Raw genomic sequence first — 23,013 nt, 5'->3', positions numbered from 1 at the left:
CAACTACCAGGCCAAAAAACACAAAACACTGAAAAACAAAACATTAACACGATGCCAGAAATTTTCGCTTTCCCAGTATGGGATTTTTTTCTTCAAATGAGCCGCTTTCAGCCTAAAGAACGGTTTTCTTTTCCTGCTTTATAATTCAACAGAAGTAGCAGCAAGCTCCCGGAATTACAAAAAAATACTGTGCTTCATTCTCTTCGGTTTGCGGTGAAATCTCTTTTCTGATACCTTACTCAATCAAACTAAGCAACTGAAAAAAACGTTTTCCCCGATGAATTTTATAAATTCGTGAGTTACATCCTAAGTTTAATTCATACTATTCAATTAAATGAGAAAAACTGCACTTATCACATTGATTGTTGCCATCGTTTTTGGCAACGCTTTTGCCCAGGTAGACATTAGCTACCAGGAACCGCCAAAGGAAATCCTTGAACTGGTTGATGCTCCCGGAGTTCCCACTCCCATCTTTGATTACAAAAATGAAAACATTGTACTGCTGAACAGAAGCCGCTTTAAAACGATTGCAGAACTCTCGGAAACCGAACTGCGCCTGGCCGGGCTGCGGATTAACCCCGTGACCAACATCGGCAGCAGAACAAATTATTACACCAACGTTTCGCTGATGAAAGTAGGTGACAGAGAAGAAAAAGCAGTTTCCGGATTACCCGAAAAACCGGTTTTAGCCAACTTCAGCTGGTCGCCCGATCAAACAAAGATGGCTTTTACGCATACAACTTCGAAAGGAGTGGAATTGTGGGTACTCGACATTGCAAGCGCCACCTGTAAAAAGCTGAGCGAGGCCAACCTGAATGCCAACCTTGGATCGCCTTTTGAATGGTTTGACAGCAGCGATAAATTGCTGGTCAAATTTATTCCGGACGACCGTCAGCCTTTGATCGATAAATCAACCGCCGTACCTACCGGCCCGAGTGTTTCAGTGAGCGACGGCACCAAAGCTCAAAACCGCACCTACCAGGATTTGCTGAAAGACAAAGCCGACGAATTTAATTTTGAACAACTGGTTCGTTCTACTTTGTATACGGTTGACCTGAACGGAAAAAAAGACTTCTGGAAAGAAACCGCCATGTACGCCGGTTTTAACTTTTCTCCCGATGGAGTCTATGTGATGGTGGAGACGCTTCACAAGCCTTTTTCCTACCTGGTTACACTCGACCGCTTTCCGCAAAAAACAATCATTTACGACCAGAACGGGAACGAAATAAAGCTTGTCCTCGACACACCACTCGAAGAAGTTCGTCCGCAGGGTTTTATGGCTACCACAAAAGAGATCAGGAGTTTGAGGTGGCGTTCTGACAAACCGGCCGAACTGTATTACGTGAAAGCACTTGACAAAGGCGATCCGGCCATCGAGGTACCTTTCCGCGACGAAATATTCACTTTGAAAGCGCCTTTTGACGGCGAGCCCGTTTCCATTCTAAAAACCCAACAACGCTATCGCGGAATTACCTGGGGAAGCGACGAAATAGCGATTGCCTACGATCGCTGGTGGAATACCCGTAACACAAAAACCTATCTCTTCAATCCATCCAACCCATCGCAAGAGCCTGAAATTCTTTTTGATCGCAACGAGAACGACCGTTACAATGATCCGGGATCGTTTGTTACCGAAAGAAACGAATTGGGACAACACACGCTTACCCTCAACAAAAACAAGGTTTACCTCACCGGAACCGGTTATTCTCCGGAAGGGATCCGTCCGTTTTTTGATGAATTTGACCTGAAGTCAAAAGAAAACCTGCGTTTGTGGCGTGCCGACGGCAAAGAAACCCTTGAAAATATATCGCGTGTTTTGGATGCCAAAAGCGGCGTTTTACTCACCCGCGTGGAGGCCAGCACTACTTTCCCCAATTATTTCATCCGAAACACAAAAAGACGGATTGCCCCACAACAACTTACTTTCTTTGCCAACCCGATTGAAAGCTTAAACGGAATTCACAAAGAAGTAATCACCTACAAACGCGACGACGGAATTGAGTTGTCAGGAACTCTGTATCTGCCTGCCGGATACGACCGCGAGAAGAAAGAAAAGCTGCCAATGATTCTTTGGGCCTATCCGCGGGAATACAAGGACAAATCCACTGCCGGGCAGGTAACTTCGTCGCCCCATACCTTTACCTATCCCGGGTACGGATCGGTTATTTTCTGGGTAACACAGGGTTATGCCATCCTCGACGGGGCCGCTTTCCCGATTGTTGGGGAGGGCGATAAAGAACCCAACGACACTTTTATCAAACAACTGGTTGCCAATGGCAAAGCCGCCATTGACGCGGTTGACGAGCTTGGTTACATCGACCGTAACCGTGTAGCTGTGGGAGGCCATTCGTACGGCGCGTTTATGACCGCCAACCTCCTTTCCCGTTGCGATTTATTTGCTGCCGGAATTGCGAGAAGCGGCGCTTACAACCGCACACTTACTCCTTTTGGTTTCCAAAGCGAAGAACGCACCTATTGGGAAGCGCCGGAAATCTATTACAACATGTCGCCCTTTATGCACGCCGATAAAATGAAAACACCGCTCTTACTGATACATGGCGAGGCCGACAACAACTCGGGAACTTATCCCCTGCAGAGCGAGCGTTATTTTAATGCGCTAAAAGGCCTGGGAGCAACCGTCCGCCTGGTCATGCTGCCCAAGGAAAGTCACGGGTATGCCGCCCGCGAATCGATCCTTCACATGCTTTGGGAGCAAAATGAATGGCTGGATAAATACGTAAAAAACAAAAAATAAGCGATAACAGTAAAGCCCGGAAAATTTCCGGGTTTTATTTTTTCGGACAATAAAGAAAATTCTTAAAGTTGACTATCTCCGAGGCAAGTCAAAAAGTATTGGACCAACTTAATTTCAGCAAAAAAGCTAAAAAACCGAATTTTCTTTATTTCACCCCTCTGTCATCCGTCAATAGACGAATGACATCTCCCCTGAAATCCAGGGGAGAATATAAGGCTCCCCGTGGCAAGCCCCGAGGAATTATTTGATTTACAATAACAGAACATTAACTCAAACAATTTTTACCGGCACCTGTTAAGTTCTGTTGAGGTTTTTAAAGAGCTTTGTTGAAAATGATGAGCATATGACTTCAATTCTGAATCAGAAAGAAGGAATGGAATACCGGCGTTTCGGCAAAACAGAGAAACACCTGAGCGTTATTACCTTGGGAGGAATGCGCTTTAAACACGGCTGGGATGAGCCCCGGAACGAAATTCCGAAAGATACGCTGGAGCAGTGCCTGAACGTGGTGCGTCATGCGTTTGACGCCGGGATGAACCATATTGAAACCGCCTGGGGCTATAAAAAAAGCGAAACGGTTTACGGAAAAGTGCTGAACGAAGAGCTCTCGGTGCCACGTTCATCGTACCACCTGATGACAAAGGGAAACCCACTGACGGCCAGTGATACCAGAAAGCAGGTTGAAACCCAGCTAAAAGACCTGCAAACCGATTATCTTGATTTTTATGGCTGGCACGGCCTGAATACACAGGAACTTTTTGAGCAAAGCTGCAAGCCGGGAGGTGCAGTGGAAGAGTTGCTGAAACTAAAAGAAGAGGGCATTATCCGCCATGTGGGATTTAGCACACACGCTCCGTTGCACGTGATCATCCGGGCTATTGAGTCTGGCTTGTTTGAATTTGTCAATCTTCATTACTACTATTTTGATCAGCGGAACCTGGCTGCTGTAAACATGGCACAGGCAAACGATATGGGCGTGTTTATTATCTCGCCCAACGACAAGGGAGGACAGCTTTTTAAAGCGCCGGAAAAGGTAAGAAACGCCACTTCTCCCCTTACTCCCATTCAGTGGAATGCAAGGTTTTGTTTGCAAAATCCGGCTGTTCATACCCTTTCGTTTGGAATGACGGAAAGCGAACATTTTGAGGAAATGAAAGGTATCTTTCCTTTCGCTCTTCCGTGGTCACCGCTGGAAGAAAACATTAAGCTGCGACTCGATAGTTTTGTCAACGACGATCCCTTTGCCGGCTACGAGGGCTACGACCTGCAAAACGATCCCTCCGAGATTAATATTCCACAGGTCCTTCGCTTACGAAAGCTCTGGAAATGCTACGACATGAAGGAATATGCCCAATACCGCTACAAGATTTTTGAACAAAAAAGCCATTGGTTTCCGGGTGTTTTTCCCACCCGTGAGAACATTGCTAAAATCGACTGCACCAAAGTTCCTTCCAACCTTCCGTTAAAAGAGATGCTGGCCGAAACACACCGCGCCTTATATGTCCCCGACTTTAAGTTAGCAAGCAATTAACATTATTCAACAATTAGGCTGGAAGTTCGTTCTTAAATAAATTCTACATTTGTGCCATGTTATATCATAAAACATTCCGGCATAAGTCTTCGCAAACGTGGGTCGTTTTTATCCACGGGGCGGGAGGAAGTAACGTAGTGTGGTTTAGACAGCTGCGTGAATTCAAGAAGCACTTTAATGTGTTGTTGGTAGATTTGCGTGGTCACGGAAAATCAAAAAAAGAATATACGCAGGAAGAGATCTACAAATTCGATGAGATTGCTCTGGACGTGATCAAAACCATGGATCACCTGCAGGTTCAGAAAGCACATCTTGTTGGGATATCGCTGGGTTGCATCGTTATCCGGGCCATGGACAAGCTGGCTCCCGGACGCGCCGAATCGATTATCTTAGGCGGTGCAGTTATTCAGTTTAATTCGCGGATAAAGGTATTGCTGAACGTGGCCAAATTGCTGAATTCGATTATTCCGTACATGTGGCTGTATAGAATCAATGCCTGGATCCTGATTCCTTACAAAAAGGACATTGAATCGAGAAAATTATTTATAAAAGAGGCGGTTCGTTTGGGTGAAAAAGAATTCAGAAAATGGCTGCGGATGTCTTCTGAAATCAAGCTGAATTTGCAGGAATTTCTGATGAAGGAAGCTTCGGCTCCGGTACTTTACATTATGGGCGACCGCGACCATATGTTTCTGCCAATGGTTTCGAACCTGGTAAAACAACATTTTAATTCGCGGCTCGAAGTGATCAGCAACAGCGGGCATGTTTGCAACATCGATCAGCCCGACATTTTCAACGAACATTCCATTCGCTTTATCAAAAGCATTTCAGGATAAACAAAAAATCCCTCCGGATTAACCGAAGGGATTTTTTGTATTTGCTTGTTATACTGATTAAGCTGTTTTGCTGTCGGAGGTACAACCATCGCGGTATTCAGCAATGATCTTCTTGACATCCGTCGGAGCAACACGGCCGTACACTTTTTCGCCAACGGTCACTACAGGAGCCAGTCCGCAGGCACCTACACAACGCAGGCAATTGATCGAAAACATCCCGTCCTCAGTCGACTCACCTACTTCCACTTTTAACTGGCGTTTGAATTCGCTCAGCACCTGCTCGGCACCGCGTACATAACACGCTGTTCCCATGCAAATGGAAATCGGGTGTTCGCCCTGCGGAATCATGGTAAAGAAGCTGTAAAAAGTAACTACCCCGTATACTTTTGCCACAGAAGCTTTCAGTTCTTTGGCAATCACTTCCTGTACTTCGGCCGGCAAATAACCCAGCTCTCCCTGTACCTTGTGTAAAACATTGATCAATTCACTTTCCTTGTTCCCAAACTCAGCACAAATCGTTTTGATGAGTTCAATGGTATGTTCTGCTAATTTTATTTTTGGCATTTTCTCTGATTTTAAAATTAAAGCATTTAATCATTCCCGCATTCATGCATTGTTATGTCCTGTCAAAGTATTCTGTATGCAATAAATGATGTGCTTTTTCACTCATCGGCTTTCCCAGGAACTCTTCGTAAAGCTTCACGATGTATGGATTCTCGTGCGACTTGCGGATGGTTTTGTTCCGGTCTTCGGTATAGAGAGCCATCTGGCGTTTTTTCAGCACATCGGCATTTCCGTGATGGTAGGGCTGACCACCGCCACCAATACATCCGCCGGGGCAACTCATAATTTCAATGGCGTGGAACTCACTTTTCCCTGCCTGAATATCTTCCAGCAGTTTGCGGGCATTTCCCAGTCCGTGCGCAATACCTATTTTGATGGGTAAACCGTTAAAGTCGATCGTAGCTTCGCGAATACCTTCCATACCGCGTAACTCGTCAAAATCAAGGCGCGGAAGCTCTTTTTGGGTATGCACCTCGTAGGCTGTACGAACTGCTGCTTCGATCACACCTCCGGTGGTACCAAAAATAACACCGGCACCGCTCGATTCACCCAGCGGATGATCGAAGTCCTCGTTTGGCAGGGCTTTAAAATCGATGCTCGATAATTTGATCAAAGCTCCCAACTCCCGGGTTGTAATCGCATAATCCACATCCGGATTATCATTTGTTTTGAATTCGTCGCGACCGCATTCGTACTTTTTAGCTACGCACGGCATAATGGAAACCACCACCAGGTCTTCGCGTTTAACCCCCAGTTTATCGGCCAAATACGTTTTGGCAATGGCACCAAACATTTGCTGTGGCGAGCGGGCGGTAGAAGGAATGTCCTTCATTTCGGGGAACTGATGTTCAAAGAATTTTACCCAGGCCGGGCAACACGAAGTCAGTATGGGCAATTTTACGTCCTTATCTCCATCAAGGTGTTTTTGAAGCCTGGTCAGCAATTCTGTGCCTTCTTCCATAATGGTAAGGTCGGCTGCAAAGTCGGTATCAAAAACATAATCAAAACCAAGTCGTTTCAGGGCGGCCACCAGTTTACCGGTTACCAGTGTTCCGGCTTCCATTCCAAACTCCTCGCCCAGTGCAGCACGCACAGCCGGAGCTGTTTGCACAATCACGGTTTTAGTGGGATCAGAAAGTGCGCGAATCACTTTTCCTGTTTCGTCTACTTCGGTGAGCGCTCCGGTCGGACAAACCGCTACACACTGTCCGCAATACGTACAAACTGAGTGGTCAAGGTTCATCTCAAATGCGGGAGAAACAACCGACTGAAAACCACGGTTGATCGCAGAAAGAACACCTACGGTCTGCACTTCGTTACACATGGTTTCACAACGGCGGCACATAATACATTTATCCACTTCGCGAATAATCGCCGGAGAAGTGTCTTCGCGGTATGTTGACTGTTCACCTTTGTAATGAATTTCGCGAATACCAAGACGGTGCGCCATGTCCTGCAAGTCGCAGTTTCCGGATTTGGCACAAACCAGGCAATCAAAGGGGTGATCGGAAAGAATGAGCTCCATAACCGTGCGACGTGCATTAATTACGCGCATTGAGTGGGTATTCACTTCCATTCCGTCGTTTGCCTCGGTGCAGCAGGCCGGCGCCAGGTTTCGACGTCCGTTTACCTCTACCACACAAATACGACAGCCTCCGGGTTTGTTTTCAATATTCAGATCTTCCAGTTTCATATGGCAAAGCGTAGGAATATCGATGCCGATGCCCGACGCTGCCTCCAAAATAGTGGTGCCTTTTTTCACCACCACAGGTTTATGATCGATTGTAAGATTGATTGTATCCATATTGTTTAGCTCCTGATTAAGTTAGAATGACTGCGTTAAACTTGCACTTTTCGTAACAAACACCACATTTAATACACAGCGACTGATCAATGTAGTGCGGCTGCCGGCGCTCGCCGGTAATGGCACCTACCGGGCAGTTGCGGAAACACAACGTACAACCCGTACACATTTCTTCCAGAATATCGTAACGCAACAACGATTTACACTGGCCCGCCGGGCACTTACCGTCTACCACGTGCGCCAGGTATTCATTTTCAAAATTGCTGATAGTGGAAAGGACCGGGTTGGGCGACGTTTGTCCCAAACCACACAAAGCGGTGTCTTTGATCACAAAACTTAGTTCTTTCAGTCTTTCGATGTCTTCTGCCTCGCCTTTTCCCTGGGTGATTTTATCCAGAATTTCGTACAGACGCTTGTTCCCGACACGGCAGGGCGTACATTTTCCGCAGGATTCTTCCAGTGTAAAATCGAGGTAGAATTTGGCAATGGAAACCATGCAATCGTCTTCGTCCATCACAATCATACCGCCTGATCCCATCATCGATCCAACAGCCAGCAGGTTGTCGTAATCAATCGGAATATCCAGGTGTTCTTTGGTCAAACATCCTCCTGACGGGCCACCGGTTTGAACGGCCTTGAATTCTTTTCCGTCTTTAATTCCGCCGCCAATATCGTAAATAACCTCGCGAAGCGTTGTTCCCATCGGAACTTCGATCAGCCCCACATTATTGATTTTACCTGCGAGTGCAAAAACCTTTGTTCCTTTTGATTTTTCGGTGCCAATGCTGCTAAACCAAGCGGCTCCCTTGTTAATGATAACCGGGATGTTGGCCAGCGTTTCCACGTTGTTAACGTTGGTGGGTTTCCCCATATAACCTGACACCGAAGGGAATGGCGGTTTAAAAGTAGGTTCTCCGCGCAGTCCTTCCATCGAATGGATCAGCGCCGTTTCTTCGCCGCAAACAAAAGCTCCGGCTCCGTACCGCAATTCAATCCTGAAATTAAAGCCGGTTCCCAGAATATCTTCTCCCAGCAGGCCGTATTCTTCTGCCTGGCGGATGGCGACTTTCAAACGCTGGATCGCCAGCGGGTATTCGGCCCGGATGTAAACCAGCCCGGTATCGGCACCGATGCAGTAGCCACAAATGGCCATGGCTTCAATCACCGAATGCGGGTCTCCTTCCAGAATCGAGCGGTCCATAAACGCGCCGGGGTCTCCCTCGTCGGCATTACAAACCACGTATTTCTGATCGTTCTCAACGTTTCGGGTAATTTCCCATTTCAAACCGGTAGGAAAACCACCGCCGCCACGTCCGCGAAGCCCGGAGTCTTTCACCTCCTTTATCGCTTCCTCGGGCGTCATCTCGGTCAGGCACTTTCCCAAGGCCTGGTAGCCATCGCGGGCAATACACTCGTCGATGTTCTCCGGGTTGATAAAGCCACAATTCCGCAGGGCAACACGGATCTGCTTTTTGTAGAAATCCATGCCCTTCGAATCGCTGACGTGTTTTTCCGATTTCGGATCGGTATACAGCAAACGTGGAACAGGACGTCCTTTTACCACGTGCTCTTTAATGATCTCTTCCGCATCCGAAGGTTTTACCTGGACATAGAAGGTATTATCGGGCAGCACTTTTACGATCGGACCCTTTTCACAAAAACCAAAGCAACCGGTCATCACCACCTGCACGTCGTCTTCCAGTCCGTGTTTCTCAATAAACTGATTTAGTCTGTTCTTTATCTCATCGCTTTCCGAGGCTTTACATCCGGTACCACCACAGATCAGCAAATGCATTTTGTAATCGGTCATAGTTAGATTGTATAGTTTTAATCGTCAATGGTTTTAAAATTTACCGGGATAATACCGTCTATCAGTTCACCTCGTTTGATGTAACTATTGATGATCTCGTGCACCTTTTCCTTGTCCACGTGGCCAAATACCACCGGGTCTTTTTTCGGAAGCGTTACTTCAACCGTAGGTTCTGCGTAACAATAGCCCATACAGCCGGTTTGGGTAACAACAGCATCAATGGCTTCCTGTTCCAGTTCTTCAATAAAGAATTTCATCGTTTCTTTTGCTCCGGACGCAATGCCACATGTTGCCATTCCCACTTTTACCTGTACCACCTGCTCGGGATGGTTACTGGTTTCCCGAAGTTTTATTTTTGTCTGCACCTCTTCTTTCATTTTGCGGAGGTCGGCCAGTGATTTGATTTTTCCCATATTGATTTTTTTTTAATTTGTGTTCTCTTATCTTGCCTCAATATCGCTGAGGTTGGTTTTTATGTATTCAATTACTCCTTCCCGTATTTCCTTTTGTTGAAAGGAAACATCTCCCACAATTTCTTTTAGTTCATTAAAACTGAAACTGAATGTGCCTTTTTCAGTCTGATGCGAGTAAATCAGCTCTCCTTTGTCATAACTCAGAACCATCAGGTACAAGGTATTCCAGATATCTCCCAGCGGCGGTCTGTCGAAGTTCGACAGCTGAAAAACAGCCTCCAGTCGGGTTCCTTTTCCCGGCTGAGATTCCAGTTTGAAAGATCCTCCGGCAGCTTCTGCATTTTGTTTCAGCAAAGGCAAGCCGAGGCCCACCTTTCGGGTTTTCCGCGATGTAAAGAACGGATCGGTTGCACGGCTGAGCGTTTCGGCATCCATCCCGCAACCATTGTCGTTGATAGTCAACGAACAAATGTCCTTTTTTTTGTTTTCAACAACTATGATTTCAATCAAGGTTGCCCCCGCACTTACCGAATTCTGAACAATGTCTAATATGTGTTCCGAAAGTGTTCTCATAATGCTTCTACATAGCGGTTGTTTTGCCGGTTAAGCGCCATTTTAATTTCGCTGAAACTTACTTCCTCCAGGTAAAAAGAAGAAAAACTTCGCCCGATATCTTCCGGAAAATGGGCATCGGAATCATACACCAGCGAAACTTCTTTGCCAATGTTGTATCGCTCACGAATGTGCGCGGGTTTTGTTTGGCCGGTAACTTCAAGCGCATCAAAACGCAACCGGGGGGGCAAAAATCCGAGTTGGGAAAACAAGCCGTTCAGCGGCCGGTTAACATGTGCCGGAATAAAGATTCCGTTTAGTTCATCTACTTTTTTTTGAACGTTGGAAATTCCTTTGTTCAGGGCCGAAGTCAGGTAATAAGGCACCATTTCCAGGATGTTTTCATCGGCATCCACCACCGGCTGGTAGCCAAAGTGCCCGTCTTTGTTTGGGATTTTCCCGATGTTTTCTTCGAGGTAAGCCTGAAACAGGAGGAGTTCCGTTTGGGTTTCAAAAAAAGCCAGACAATGAACTTCCTCTTTGGTGGTTACTTCGGCACCGGTAAGTACAAATATTCCTTCTTTTTGTGCCAGTTCCTTTACCAGCCAGGCATTCCGGGTTGAATTATGATCGGCAATTCCAATGATGGAAAGCCCGGATTCCTTTGATCTTTGCACAATATTCGCAGGCGACATTTCCACATCGGCGCAGGGCGACAAAACAGTGTGTATATGTAAATCGGCCCGGAATTGCTGCATTCTACTGGTTTAAAACATTGTACAGTTTACCAGCTATTTCAAACGTTTGCCGGTTGGTTCCCAGTATCGGAATACTTTCGTCGTTGCTGTGTTCCAGCGTGTCTTCCTCCGGCTCGCGGTCTTTTACCAGAATCACCGCGGCCAGGTCTTTCAACGAAGCAATGGCCATTACATTCTGATGAGTTTGCAGGGTGATCCAAACATCTCCCTCGCCTGCATTTCCCATCACATCGCTCAACAGGTCGGAAACATAGCCACCTGTTACTTCGCGGTCTAATCCGTCTTCACCCGAAAAAACTTTCAGTCCGAACTTTTCAACTAAATCAGAAACCTTCATTTCTACCTCCTCTTTTATTACAGTCTGCATCAAATCTGTTTTTACCCCAGGCTTTTTCAAGATTTTTGGTAGCCCTGGCTAGTGTGATTTTATTTTCGTTTAAATACCTGTTCTGAAGAAATATACAATCCGACATTTTGGCTTTTCCCTGCACCATGTCTTCGGCCAGAGCATGGCAATTGGGAGCGCCACAGGCCGCGCAGTCGATACCCGGCAGCTGGCACAAAATGCGCTCTACTTTCTGCAGTTTTTCCAGCGCTTTCATCCGGTCGCTGTCGAGTGCAAAAACATAGTCGGGTTGAATCGGATTTATTTTCAGTTTGTCTTTTAAGTCCTGAACGTTGCAATTGGTAATCGGGCAGTCCTTTGTTACCGGGTAGCGTTTGGCTCTCTTTTGGAGTCTTTCCACGGTAAGGAAGCGGTTACCGGTAAGCAGAATACCGCCGGCACATCCCTGGTGACACGATTTCAATTCCAGGAAGTCGAGTTCGGGAATATCGTCGTTCTCCATGCGTTCCAGAATCTTCACCACATTGTGAATGCCGTCCACCGCCATCGATTTGCGCTTAAAATGACGAGCTTCGCCACGTGGCAGGCTCCACACAATACCGTCGTGAGTAAGTTGATCGCGGCAGCACGACGTATCCTGTTCTTCTTTTTTCGAGATCACTTTCATGATCTGGCTGTAGAGATCGTTCATGTTGATTAGTCCGTCCACAATCGATTCTTTCTCACCCAACGGACGTTTAACGGCGGCCATTTTTGCCGAACAGGGCGAAATGTAGAAAATACCGATCTCTTCCCGCCGCGCGCCTTCTTTGGTTAAAAGTTGCAGGGCATAGGCTGCCGCCAGGTCGTGCGGAGCATTCACCAAAACCAGGTTGTCGATCAGCGACGGATACCGGTACCGGATTAAACGCACAATGGCCGGGCAAAAAGAAGAAATCAATGGTTTCGATTCGGCGGCATCCACCTGCTCACGAATACTGTCGATCAGCAGCTGGATGGGTTGTTCCACCTCAAAAATATGGGTAAAGCCCAGCTTTAGCAAGGCTTCGTAAATGCTCCCTTCGCTGTATGCTTCCGGAAATTGTCCGATCATTACAGACGAGAACAAAGCCACGCGGTATTTATAATTCTGCAGTTGATCCAGTGCGTCGTGGTCCATGTAAAACGCATCTACCGGGCAAACCCGCAAACAGTTGCCGCAATCCACACAACGGTCCGGATTTATATTCGCCACTCCTTCCCTGATACGGATCGCCTCCGTAGGACAGGTTTTCATGCAATGGGTGCAGCCCATGCATTTTTCGGTATCGACCTTTATCGCGTGATATTTTTCAACAGTTTCCATCATACTGCAATTTTATCATTCACTCTAAAACTGATTCCTGAACCAAACCGTCGTCCCCACTCCCCATTCACTGGTTACATTCAGTTCATCAGTATTTTTCCGAATGTTGGGCAAGCCCATTCCGGCACCAAAACCCATATCGCGCACTTCTTTGCTGGCGGTTGAAAATCCTTCCTGCATGGCCTGTTCAATATCTTTGATACCGGGGCCATTGTCAGTCAGGGTAACTTCAATACTATTTCCGTTAATGTGTGCCGTTAATTTTCCGCCGAACGAGTGTGCCACTATGTTCACCTCAGCTTCGTATATGGCCACAACAATGCGTTTGATGATTTTCGGATCAACCTGCAACTGCTTGAGCACTTTCTTGATCTGGCTCGAAGCTCGCCCGGCCTTTTTAAAATCGCCGCTTGCTATGTCAAATTCCATCTTCATATCAGTACACCGGAGGCAGGCCGTTGCTATACAATATTCCACTGGCTCTGAATATGGAATAAGGAGTTTCGAGCAATACCAGCCCCACTTCGTTTGCCAGATCGATCATTTCCTGCGATGCGCGTTTGTTTCTCGAAAGCAACACCACTTCAATATCCGCCATTTCGGCGGTACGGATAAGCTGCACATTGGCCAGCCCGGTAATCAGCAAAATATGTTCTTCGTCGAGCGTTAAAACATCGCTCATCAGGTCTGAACTAAATGCCTTTGTTACATCGTTTGATTCAACGTTTTTCCCGGCCACCAACCGTGCGTTTGTTAAGCTAATTATTTCTGAAAGTTTCACCTGCCTGTAATCGGTTTATTAATCAATAGATTTAGTTACAAATATAATCGCCGGCAACATGATTAGGATGAATTTGAGGGCTTTCCCGCGGAATTTATAATCATTAAAAACAACAGACAGTTTCAAATGCTTTTCAAAATATGTAATTTTCAAGTGGAAAAAATCAGACAAGCGCTAACCATGATTTACGATAAAAAATCCTTCCTCGCCGGAAACATTGAAGATCCGGAAATTCATCAGAAAATTATCGATGCCCTGCCGGTACCGATCTTCTACCGAAACACCAATGGTATGTACCAGATGTGCAACGCAGCGCACGAAAAGTTTACGGGAAAAGCCAAGGTCGATATCATCGGAAAATCGGTTTACGAAGTTCATTCCAAAGACATGGCCGATATGTATTCACACCAGGACAAGGAACTGATCAGCAACCCCGATGTGCAGGTGTACAACACGCTGGTAAAACAAAGCGACGGAAGCAAACATTACGTAATTATTAACAAAGCCGTCATTCGGGATAACGAAGGCAAAATCATCGGCATTGTAGGGTCGATCAACGATGTTACCGAGCTGAAAAAAACCGAACAACGGTTGGAAAAGGCACAGGAATCGATGGAGGTATCCTCGCAAATGATACACAAAATTTCATCGGGAATTGTAATGGTAGACCGGAACCTGAAAATTGTGGATTCGAACGAAAGCTTTGCCCGGCTGATGGGAACTGAAACAAGCGAGCTGTACGAAACCATTCCCGGGCTAAAAGGCGCCAACGTTCATGGTCTGGTTCCCGAGGTAGTGTACAAAATGATCTCGAACCTGCTGACTTCGGGCGAAGAAAAGGTAGAGCGCGACCTGAAGTTTCACAACAAGCTTCTGCATGTTTCGGTGCTTACCTTGTACAAAAACCATGTGGTTGGAGCGGTTTTCCGCGATATGTCGGCTCCGATGCTGGTTCAGGACGAAATCATCAACCGCGCCCGCCGCATCAACAAAAAAAGCATTGAAACCGTGCAAAAAGTGGCCTTCTTACTGGGCGAAAACGCTGCCGAGACTGAAGAACTTCTGAACTCAATTATTGAAACCTACCGCTATGGAGACGAGGACAATGCCTGATTTTCATGTGGAAATAGATGTGCAGCAATTGCGCCCACGCGGCGAAACCGCCTGCGGCGATGTTTTTCAGTCGAGCATCATCCGCGAAGAAGGGCGAACCATTCTTGTTTTGAGTGATGGCATCGGGCACGGGATTAAAGCCAGTGTGCTGGCCACGCTTACCGCCACCATGGCGCTGAAATATGCACAACTTCACACCAAACCCGAGATTGCCGCCCGCATTATTATGGAAACACTTCCCAAAGGGACTGAAAAGGAAAGCTATGCAACGTTTACGATCATTGAGTTGGAAGACGACGGGAAAGTAAGGATTGTAAACTACGACAACCCGCCGGTGCTGATCATCCGCAACGGGATTTCGATGCAGGGACGCGAGTACGAACTTGACATCCGTGGTGATGAAAATACCGGGAAACGCCTGCTTTGCCGCGAATTCACGGCCCGCAAAGAAGACCGCATCCTGTTTATGTCTGACGGTGTTACACAATCGGGACTGGGGGATCAGCGCTATCCCCTGGGATGGGGGATGGATTCGGTGGAAGATTTTGTGATCAGCCAGGTAACCCGAATGCCCGGCATATCGGCCACCAAACTCGCCCGGAAGATTGTCAACCAGGCCAGCCTGAACGACGATTTTTCGGTTAAAGACGATACTACCTGCGGAGTCATGTATTTCCGCGAACCCCGTAAATTTATGCTGATAACGGGGCCTCCGTTTTACAAGATAAAAGACTACGATTTTGTGGGTAGAGTGCAGGGTTTTAACGGAAAAAAAATCATTTGCGGAGGCACCACTGCCGAAATTATTGCCCGCGAACTAAACCTGAGTGTGGAAATTCAACACGGAAATAAAAACATTGATACCTTGCCGCCCAGCGCCACAATGGAGGGTTTTGAAATGGTGACCGAAGGAATCCTGACACTGGGAAAGGTGGAAGAGATCCTGGAAAATTACAACAGCGACACACGGCTTGGCGACACCCCTCCCGAAGAAGTGGTAAAGCTGCTCTTGCAGCACGACAGTATCGATATTATTGTGGGTACGCGCATTAACTGGGCACACCAGGATCCGGAGCAACCCATCGAGCTGGAGCTGCGCAAATTTGTGATCAAACGCATTGTGCGGATCCTTATTCACAAGTTTTTTAAGAAAGTGAAGATCGAATATGTTTAGCCGAAAAGCATTGAAAACACTGACTATCGACCTTTATTTCAGCTTATTAAATTAACATAATTTAGCAAGACGGGTTGGGATTTAACATTGAGATTGCCGAACTTTACTATAATCAATTCATTCCATGAAGAAACTTTCAACCATATTGTTGCTCTTTACCTGCCTGACTTTGGCAGCCCAGCAGGAAAAATTCCTGATACAGGGAAAAGTAGTCGATGAATACGGAGAATCGCTGCCCGATGTCTACATCATCAACTTGAATACCTACGAAAAAGACATCAGTCACGAGAACGGTTTTTTTACGCTTTGGGTCTCCCCCTCCGACTCTTTGTTGTTTTCGCACATTTCTTTTTTCCGGAAAGTATCGAAAGTAAGTTCGCTGCTTATAAATCCGACTGTAAAAATGGAATCAGAACACATCGGGATGAAAGAAATTGTGGTAAGCCCCAACCAGAAAACCGATATGGACCGGGCGCGCGACAACATGTCTTTCATGAATGAGTACCAGGTTCCGCCCTTTCAAAAAATCAATCCCGACCAAAACAGCCCGGTAATCACCATAATGACAGAACACAACCAGGTAATGCGCACCGAAGCTTCTTCAGTAAGTATCTTCCGTTTTTCTCCTTCTGATGTAATGGGCCGGGTGATTCGCCGCACCAAAAACAAAAGGGTCAGTGATTACGATTTCACCCGCAAGGTTAAAAAGCCGGAAGAAAATAAGTAACAACCAATTCCAGGAAAGTATCTTATCTCCCAGAACAAAATCACGTGAAAAAAATCTGTTACTTACAGATAATTGCGGAATGAGTTGCAAGCTGGCCAGACGGCAAGACGTTAGGATAATTAGATTGCAATACCGAATCACAGCAAGAGGGCGAAACGACATTAAATTGAGGTGTGCAAACTTACAACAGACTAACGTTCCGGCTCGGCATCAAACTTCTCGATAAAATCGGTTGACAACACTCTGAATTCCGTACGGCGGTTCATCGCCTTGGCTATTTCCTGTTGCTCGGGTGTTAACTGACTGATAAACTCTTCGGTCAGCTCATCCCCTCTTTTCAGAAAATCATATTGTTTCGCCAGTTCGCGGGTAACCGTTTTGGGCCAGGTTTCGCCATAACCTTTTGCCACCAAACGCTGCGGACTGATACCTTTTTCAATCAGGTAATCCACCACACTTTGCGCACGTTTCTGCGACAAATCGAAGTTAAACTGGTCGCTGCCAATGTGGTCGGTATGTGCCATTAACTCAATGGTAATGGTTGGGTTGAACACCAGTACTTCCACCAGGGTATCCAGAGCAACTTTGGAACTCTCCATCAGCTCCCAGCTGCCAAATTCATAATTGATGTTTTCAATTTTGATCGGAGCATCGGTTGGAGTCAAAAACATCTCAAACCTGAAATCCTTGCTTTCCTCCAGTCCAATGGTATTGGCTGCGGCCTTATCCCGCAGGTAACCATCTTTGAAAGCAGCAAAAATATATTCGGTTTCGGGTTTTAGTTTCATTTTGAAATTACCGTTGCGTGCACGTACTTTCAGGTTGGTTCCATCGGTACCGATTACACGAACTGTAGCTCCGTCGAGCCGTGCTTTGGTTTCGTTGTCAAAAATATCGGCTTCCACTTCGTAGATTTTCGGCGGCACCATAAACGAATAGATGTCATCGCCTCGCGATCCTTTACGGTTCGAAGTAAACATCCCTTTGTTCTCGCCGGTTACATACGAAATCCCAAAATCGTCGCCACTCGAGTTCATGGGCGATCCCATGTTGTTAACGATCCAAACATCGTCCTCGTTTTTGGAAGCCACATACAAATCGAGTCCTCCCATACCGATGTGGCCGTTGGAAGCAAAATACAACTCGCCGTTGTCTCTCACAAACGGGAACATCTCGTCGCCGGCCGTATTGATCACCGAACCCATGTTGACAGGTTTTCCATACGAACTGCCTTCAGCCCTGGCCATCCAAATGTCTTTGCCACCCTGCCCGCCGGGCATGTCCGAAACAAAGTACAACACCGAACCATCGGGGCTCAGTGCCGGATGCGCTGCAATAATGCTGTCGCCCACCACTTCCAGTTTGATCGGTTCCGACCACGAGCCTCTCGACTGAGAAGTGGAATACAACTCGGTTCCCATGGCTTGTGTTTTATCGTAACGGCAACGCGTAAATATCATCTGTTCACCCGAAGAATTCAGTGCGGCAGCACCTTCCTCATCGCCGGTATTGATCATCAGTGTTTCATCAAGCAATTTAGGTTGCTGCCATTTCTGGCGCTGTACGCTAAAATTTGCCCTGAACAAATCGGCATATTTCTGCCCGTGTATCATGCTTTCCTTTTTCCCGGTGGCAGCTTTTCGCGTAGATGTAAAAATCACCTCGTTATCGCGTCCTCCAACAAACACCGGTGCAAAATCGCTTTGAGGCGAGTTGATTTCTTTAATCGGATTAATAATGTGCCGGGTTGGATAGGCGACCCATTCCTGTGTTTTCCGCATGGCTTCCACCCCGTCGAGGGCACGTTGGTCGCCCGGAACAGAATCCAGGTAGGTTCGGTATGTTTCGGTTGCTTCCTCAAAATCCTGGGTAATGCGCAACATTTCGGCATAACGCAACAGGGCCTCATTATCGGGGTACCCCAAACGAATTGCAAACTTGTAGTTCTGGGCAGCATATTCGTACTGCCCGATTGCCCGGTAACTTTCGGCAATGTTATAGGCGTACTCAATACGTTTGGTACGGCTTTTTTCTTTTTTCCGCGCCTTTTTATAAAGTTCAATGGCTTTGTAATATTCACCAATATCCTGCGAAAGCAGGGCATCACGGCCATACCGTGCCGACCCACATCCACTCACAATAAGTATTACCAGAGAAAGTACTGCTAATCGAATTTGCTTCATGCCCAGTTCTATTTCGGGAAGTAAAAGTAAATGTTTTTTTTAAACAGCTGTTAGGATAACGTGCGTTTAGCCGATTAAGTATTTATTGAAGGAATGATCACTCAAAAAGATTTGTTTCTTTCATTCTTCCTTAACAATCAATATTTCTTTCAGGAAGTGAAACTCCTCGCAGTAAGGCACGGGAAATATACCCATGTGCTCCCTCTCCATTGCTCGGGGTTAGTTCGGCTAAATAATCTTGAAGAACAAACTCATAGTCTCACTGATTTAAGCAAGCTACCCAAATTATTGTATTTTTGCCAGCTTCTATAAGCAAACAATAAACCCATTTATCATGTTAAAAACTATCTGCTTTTTATTTATTTCCCTCTTTAGCAGCACATTGGTTTTTGCGCAAGAAATTCCCGATTGGGAAAATCCGGCAGTATTTAATATCAACCGCTCTGCTCCACATGCCTTTTTTATTCCGTTCGAAAACGAACAACAGGCATGGAACAATAACAAGAATGAATCAGCATACTATCAATCGCTGAATGGTACCTGGAAATTCAATATTGCAAGCAATCCAGCCGGGCGGCCACTTGATTTTTACCGCGAAGATTTTGATGCAAGCCGGTGGGCCGACATTCAGGTTCCGGGCAACTGGGAGCGCCAGGGGTTTGATACCGCCATTTATGTAAACACCACTTATCCTTTTTGGCAAATCGCAAAAAAACAGCCCAACCCGCCCCACATTCCTCACGATTATAACCCGGTGGGAAGCTACATCCGCTCGTTTTCTATTCCGGCGAACTGGGACGGACGCCAGATTTCCATTCACTTTGGTGCAGTAAAATCGGCTTTTTACATTTGGGTGAACGGACAAAAAGTAGGTTACAGCGAAGGTTCCAAAACACCGGCCGAATTTGATATCACAAAATACATCCGGACAGGAGAAAACACGCTGGCACTGGAAGTGTACCGCTGGAGTACCGGAAGTTATCTCGAATGCCAGGATTTCTGGCGCATCAGTGGCATTGAACGCGACGTTTACCTGCTCGCAACACCACAAGTCAATATCCGCGACTATTTTGTTTTGGCGGGATTGGACGAAAACTACCGCAACGGAACTTTTTCGCTGGATGTGGAAGTACAGAACCTTACCGCTGCCAACCAGGGAAACTATACGGTGCAAGCCTTGGTTTCGAACCTCGACAAGAGTGAAAAACACATTGACCTGGCAGTTTCTCAGGCAGTTGGAATAAACGCAACTCATTTCAAGCTCAAAGCAACCCTTGATAATCCGCTGAAATGGTCGGCAGAACAACCCAACCTGTACAAATTACTAATTGTATTGAAAGATGCTGCCGGAAAAACCGTACAGGCCATTTCGCAAAACATAGGTTTCCGCACCGCAGAAATTAAAAACGGACAGTTTTTAGTGAACGGAAAAGCAGTTTATGTAAAAGGTGTTAACCGCCACGAACACGATCCCGACAAGGGCCATGTTATCAGCCGCGAAATAACACTGAAAGACCTTCAGTTAATGAAAGAGTTTAACATCAACACCGTGCGTACCTGTCACTATCCTGACGATCCGGAGTTTTATGCCCTGTGCGATTTGTATGGCTTGTATGTGATTGACGAAGCCAACATTGAATCACACGGAATGGGTTACGGTGAAGCCAGCCTGGCCAAACAACCGGAATGGGGTCCGATGCACATCGACCGCATAGAGCGGATGGTGGAACGCGATAAAAACCATGCCTGTATTGTTACCTGGTCGCTGGGCAACGAAGCCGGCGACGGGATCAACTTTGTGGAAGGTACCAAATGGATCAAAGACCGCGACCAAAGCCGTCCGGTGCAGTACGAACGTGCCGGGCTGGAAGCACACACCGATATTTTCTGCCCGATGTACATGGATATCGACGGTATTACCCGATATGCACAGAATAATCCTGACCGCCCGCTCATCCTGTGCGAATATTCACATGCTATGGGTAACAGCTGCGGAAGCTTGCAGGATTACTGGGATGCCATTGAAACTTATCCTGCCTTGCAAGGTGGTTGTATCTGGGACTGGGTGGACCAGGGTTTCCGCGAAGTGGATGAAAAAGGAAGAATGTACTTTACCTATGGCGGCGATTACGGGACCAACAAACCCAGCGACAACAGTTTCTGTATAAACGGTCTGATCAATCCGGACAGGCTTCCCAACCCGCAGTTGTGGGAAACCAAGAAAGTATACCAGAACATTGCCATTACGGCCGATGATCTGGCTGCCGGAAAATTCACGGTTAAAAACAAGTATTTCTTTACCAACCTAAACGAATTCATCCTTTCGTGGACCATTAAAAATGCAGAAGGAGTTGTTGCTCACGGCACGATACCCGGATTAAATGTAGAGCCGCAGGAATCAAAAGCTTTCAGCATTTCAATACTGGAGTTGCAAGAGCCCAAGGCGGGACAGTCGTATACGCTAAACTTCTCGCTGCTTACAAAAAAACAAAAAGGACTGGTAAAAAAACACCACGAACAAGCCTGGGTAGAGTTTGAATTACCAATTCAAGCCGCACCATTCACGATGGTAGAGAACACCGGTGAAGTTTTGGTTCAGCAAAACCAAAACAACCAGCTTATCAGCGGAAAAAATTTCCAACTGACAATTGACTCCAATACCGGCGCTATTTCTTCGTACCTGCTGAACGGTACTGAATTAATGACCGTTGGACCAACGCTGAATTTCTTCCGTCCGCCAACAGAGAACGATGTTCGCGACCGCAATGGAATGCGGGCCTGGACCTCAGCCGGACTGGATAAAATGGAACAGGTGGCCGCTAAAGCTGAAATCAAAAACCAGGCTGACGGTTCTTTGCTCGTGATTTTTCCGCTTACGATGAAAACCAGCACCACCGAATTTGATGCGGTGATCCAGTACCAGGTATTTGGCGACGGAACATTTACGGTTTCCAGCGAGGTAAACCTGCCAACGACCATTACTGCAGTTGCCAAAGTAGGCCTGCAAATGAAAATGCCCCGCTCGTTTAACGAGTTGAACTGGTATGGATTGGGCGGTGTATCAACTTACCCTGACCGCAAAAGCGGAGGCAAATTTGGCTTCTATGCATCAACCGCCGAAGAATTGTACGACCACAACATGGTAGTTCCGCAAGATAATTGCAACCAGGCCGATGTTCGCTGGGCTGCCGTTACCAACATGGAAGGAATTGGTTTTATGATGAGCGCACCCAATGCAATGAATTTCAGCGCATACCCTTACGACGATGCAGCTATCACCAAAGCCCGCCACATGAACGAACTGGAAGATGCCGGTTTTGTAACCGTTAACTTCGACGACCTGGTAACCGGACTTGGGACAGCCACTTGTGGCCCGGGCATTTTGCCGCAATATGTTGCCACTAATGGCATCTACCGTTTTGAGGTTACTTACCGACCGGTTCAGTTTCAGCAAAAAGAGATTTTTGATTATGCTGCCGAAAAATACAATTCAGCTGAATTACAATTGGCACAAGCCCCTGGAATAGAACGTGATGAAAATGGAATGGTAAGCTTATCGGGAGATAAAAATTCGGTGGTTTATTATTCGGTAAACGACGGAAAAACCATTCGTTACAAAAAACCGTTTGACCTGCGAAAAGGAGGCAAGCTTGCCGTTTATGCTGAAACTCCCGGGAAAATGAGAAGTAACAAAGCGGTTAAAATATACGAGATTAATAAATCGAAATGGAAAGCCACTGCCGATTGCAGCTACCCGGGAGAAGGCCCCAAAGCAGCAATCGATAACAAGCCGGAAACTTTCTGGCATTCTGACTGGAGCGATGAAAAACTCGGGCAACCTCATTTCATCCAGGTGGATATGGGTGAAGTACTTACCCTAAAAGGCTTTGATTATTTGCCCCGGCAAGAACAAAGCAACGGTCGCATTGCAGAATACAAACTGGAAGTGAGCACCGATGGCAAAACCTGGAAAACCGTGGTAGAAAAAGGACATATCCGGAATACCAACCAGCGCCAGGAAGAAATGTTTGACAAGCCCGAAAAAGCGCGGTATTTTAAAATCACTACGCTTCGCGAGGTGAACAACAGCTTTTACAGCTCGGCTGCCGAAGTGGGAGTAATCCTCTAGAGGAAAGGCAAAATTTTGGCACCATAGCAAGTGGCTGTCTGAATTTTAAATATCCAATACTCAATGCAGAATATCCAACTTGGAGATTGAATATTGATCATTCTACATGGGTCGTTTGGATATCCTCGCGCCAGAAAGGCAAAAGTTAAAAATGCAAGTGTCGGTCAATTCGGATTATTGGCTGCCCTAGCA

The 23,013-nt window shown here is 46.5% G+C and carries 18 protein-coding genes; 7 read left to right on the top strand and 11 right to left on the bottom strand.

The genetic code is table 11. From position 1 onward, the window contains the following. Positions 1-334 precede the first annotated feature (334 nt). From D1614_RS19995 to D1614_RS19985, 3 genes are all read left to right on the top strand, one after another. The gene (locus tag D1614_RS19995) at positions 335-2,755 is read left to right on the top strand and encodes an alpha/beta hydrolase family protein (RefSeq protein ID WP_119439756.1); all 2,421 of its coding nucleotides are present in this window, start codon (positions 335-337) and stop codon (positions 2,753-2,755) included. A gap of 343 nt (positions 2,756-3,098) precedes the next feature. Beyond that, complete coding sequence (locus D1614_RS19990) at positions 3,099-4,286, top strand: aldo/keto reductase (RefSeq protein ID WP_119439755.1); 1,188 nt, start codon at positions 3,099-3,101, stop codon at positions 4,284-4,286. A 56-nt stretch (positions 4,287-4,342) separates the two neighbouring features. Continuing rightward, positions 4,343-5,122: an alpha/beta fold hydrolase gene (locus D1614_RS19985; RefSeq protein WP_119439754.1), complete on the top strand. Its 780-nt coding sequence runs from the start codon at positions 4,343-4,345 to the stop codon at positions 5,120-5,122. Between the two features lie 57 nt (positions 5,123-5,179). On the opposite strand, the gene D1614_RS19980 is transcribed toward D1614_RS19985, so the two are convergent. From D1614_RS19980 to D1614_RS19935, 10 genes are read right to left on the bottom strand one after another with little or no spacing between them, the layout of a single operon-like run. Further along, positions 5,180-5,686, bottom strand: coding sequence for an NADH-quinone oxidoreductase subunit NuoE family protein (locus D1614_RS19980; RefSeq protein WP_119439753.1), 507 nt, complete (start codon positions 5,684-5,686; stop codon positions 5,180-5,182). A gap of 52 nt (positions 5,687-5,738) precedes the next feature. Then, entirely contained in the window at positions 5,739-7,490 is a 1,752-nt protein-coding gene (locus D1614_RS19975) for an NADH-dependent [FeFe] hydrogenase, group A6 (RefSeq protein ID WP_119439752.1), read from the bottom strand. A gap of 16 nt (positions 7,491-7,506) precedes the next feature. Next, positions 7,507-9,300, bottom strand: coding sequence for an NADH-quinone oxidoreductase subunit NuoF (locus D1614_RS19970; protein ID WP_119439751.1), 1,794 nt, complete (start codon positions 9,298-9,300; stop codon positions 7,507-7,509). 17 nt (positions 9,301-9,317) lie between these two features. Next, positions 9,318-9,713 carry a (2Fe-2S) ferredoxin domain-containing protein gene (locus D1614_RS19965; protein WP_119439750.1) on the bottom strand — a complete coding sequence of 132 codons (396 nt, stop codon included), beginning with the start codon at positions 9,711-9,713 and terminating at the stop codon, positions 9,318-9,320. A 27-nt stretch (positions 9,714-9,740) separates the two neighbouring features. After that, positions 9,741-10,286, bottom strand: coding sequence for an ATP-binding protein (locus D1614_RS19960; RefSeq protein WP_119439749.1), 546 nt, complete (start codon positions 10,284-10,286; stop codon positions 9,741-9,743). Next, entirely contained in the window at positions 10,283-11,023 is a 741-nt protein-coding gene (locus D1614_RS19955; protein WP_119439748.1) for a PHP domain-containing protein, read from the bottom strand. The genes D1614_RS19960 and D1614_RS19955 overlap by 4 nt, the downstream gene beginning before the upstream one ends. A gap of 1 nt (position 11,024) precedes the next feature. Next, positions 11,025-11,390 (bottom strand): DRTGG domain-containing protein, encoded by a 366-nt coding sequence (locus tag D1614_RS19950; protein ID WP_241558142.1) that lies wholly within the window; start codon positions 11,388-11,390, stop codon positions 11,025-11,027. Continuing rightward, the gene (locus D1614_RS19945) at positions 11,347-12,717 is read right to left on the bottom strand and encodes a [Fe-Fe] hydrogenase large subunit C-terminal domain-containing protein (RefSeq protein WP_119439746.1); all 1,371 of its coding nucleotides are present in this window, start codon (positions 12,715-12,717) and stop codon (positions 11,347-11,349) included. The genes D1614_RS19950 and D1614_RS19945 overlap by 44 nt, the downstream gene beginning before the upstream one ends. Positions 12,718-12,738: 21 nt before the next feature. Further along, positions 12,739-13,143 carry an ATP-binding protein gene (locus tag D1614_RS19940; protein WP_241558141.1) on the bottom strand — a complete coding sequence of 135 codons (405 nt, stop codon included), beginning with the start codon at positions 13,141-13,143 and terminating at the stop codon, positions 12,739-12,741. Between the two features lie 7 nt (positions 13,144-13,150). Then, positions 13,151-13,495: a hypothetical protein gene (locus tag D1614_RS19935; RefSeq protein WP_119439744.1), complete on the bottom strand. Its 345-nt coding sequence runs from the start codon at positions 13,493-13,495 to the stop codon at positions 13,151-13,153. Between the two features lie 153 nt (positions 13,496-13,648). Here D1614_RS19935 and D1614_RS19930 point away from each other — a divergent pair, with 153 nt between their 5' ends. The 3 genes from D1614_RS19930 to D1614_RS19920 all read left to right on the top strand — a co-directional run bounded on the left by D1614_RS19930 (position 13,649) and on the right by D1614_RS19920 (position 16,509). Next, positions 13,649-14,608: a PAS domain-containing protein gene (locus D1614_RS19930; RefSeq protein WP_162304582.1), complete on the top strand. Its 960-nt coding sequence runs from the start codon at positions 13,649-13,651 to the stop codon at positions 14,606-14,608. Next, a complete protein-coding gene (locus tag D1614_RS19925; protein ID WP_241558140.1) occupies positions 14,586-15,782 on the top strand; it encodes a PP2C family protein-serine/threonine phosphatase in 1,197 nt (398 codons plus the stop codon). Before D1614_RS19930 ends, D1614_RS19925 begins: the two co-directional genes overlap by 23 nt. Before the next feature lie 124 nt (positions 15,783-15,906). Next, the gene (locus tag D1614_RS19920; RefSeq protein WP_119439741.1) at positions 15,907-16,509 is read left to right on the top strand and encodes a hypothetical protein; all 603 of its coding nucleotides are present in this window, start codon (positions 15,907-15,909) and stop codon (positions 16,507-16,509) included. 191 nt (positions 16,510-16,700) lie between these two features. Here the strand turns inward: D1614_RS19920 and porE are convergent, their stop codons facing one another. Beyond that, positions 16,701-18,692 carry a PorE family type IX secretion system protein gene (gene porE, locus D1614_RS19915; RefSeq protein WP_119439740.1) on the bottom strand — a complete coding sequence of 664 codons (1,992 nt, stop codon included), beginning with the start codon at positions 18,690-18,692 and terminating at the stop codon, positions 16,701-16,703. Positions 18,693-19,026: 334 nt separating this feature from the next. Between porE and lacZ the strand changes: the two genes are divergently transcribed. Continuing rightward, positions 19,027-22,821 (top strand): beta-galactosidase, LacZ type, encoded by a 3,795-nt coding sequence (gene lacZ, locus D1614_RS19910; RefSeq protein WP_119439739.1) that lies wholly within the window; start codon positions 19,027-19,029, stop codon positions 22,819-22,821. Positions 22,822-23,013 lie beyond the last annotated feature (192 nt).

This window comes from Maribellus luteus (assembly GCF_003576475.1).
In the GTDB taxonomy this organism is placed as follows: domain Bacteria; phylum Bacteroidota; class Bacteroidia; order Bacteroidales; family Prolixibacteraceae; genus Draconibacterium; species Draconibacterium luteum.
The sequence above is the reverse complement of the archived record's forward strand: the minus strand, read 5'-3'. Positions and strand labels throughout refer to the sequence as shown.

Coding starts and splice junctions, on each gene's coding strand:
- D1614_RS19945 (WP_119439746.1), bottom strand. CDS start 12,717: ATGATGGAAACTGTTGAAAAATATCACGCGATAAAGGTCGATACCGAA.
- D1614_RS19990 (WP_119439755.1), top strand. CDS start 3,099: ATGACTTCAATTCTGAATCAGAAAGAAGGAATGGAATACCGGCGTTTC.
- porE (WP_119439740.1), bottom strand. CDS start 18,692: ATGAAGCAAATTCGATTAGCAGTACTTTCTCTGGTAATACTTATTGTG.
- D1614_RS19985 (WP_119439754.1), top strand. CDS start 4,343: ATGTTATATCATAAAACATTCCGGCATAAGTCTTCGCAAACGTGGGTC.
- D1614_RS19955 (WP_119439748.1), bottom strand. CDS start 11,023: ATGCAGCAATTCCGGGCCGATTTACATATACACACTGTTTTGTCGCCC.
- D1614_RS19925 (WP_241558140.1), top strand. CDS start 14,586: ATGGAGACGAGGACAATGCCTGATTTTCATGTGGAAATAGATGTGCAG.
- D1614_RS19965 (WP_119439750.1), bottom strand. CDS start 9,713: ATGGGAAAAATCAAATCACTGGCCGACCTCCGCAAAATGAAAGAAGAG.
- D1614_RS19975 (WP_119439752.1), bottom strand. CDS start 7,490: ATGGATACAATCAATCTTACAATCGATCATAAACCTGTGGTGGTGAAA.
- D1614_RS19920 (WP_119439741.1), top strand. CDS start 15,907: ATGAAGAAACTTTCAACCATATTGTTGCTCTTTACCTGCCTGACTTTG.
- lacZ (WP_119439739.1), top strand. CDS start 19,027: ATGTTAAAAACTATCTGCTTTTTATTTATTTCCCTCTTTAGCAGCACA.
- D1614_RS19970 (WP_119439751.1), bottom strand. CDS start 9,300: ATGACCGATTACAAAATGCATTTGCTGATCTGTGGTGGTACCGGATGT.
- D1614_RS19950 (WP_241558142.1), bottom strand. CDS start 11,390: ATGCAGACTGTAATAAAAGAGGAGGTAGAAATGAAGGTTTCTGATTTA.
- D1614_RS19995 (WP_119439756.1), top strand. CDS start 335: ATGAGAAAAACTGCACTTATCACATTGATTGTTGCCATCGTTTTTGGC.
- D1614_RS19940 (WP_241558141.1), bottom strand. CDS start 13,143: ATGGAATTTGACATAGCAAGCGGCGATTTTAAAAAGGCCGGGCGAGCT.
- D1614_RS19960 (WP_119439749.1), bottom strand. CDS start 10,286: ATGAGAACACTTTCGGAACACATATTAGACATTGTTCAGAATTCGGTA.
- D1614_RS19980 (WP_119439753.1), bottom strand. CDS start 5,686: ATGCCAAAAATAAAATTAGCAGAACATACCATTGAACTCATCAAAACG.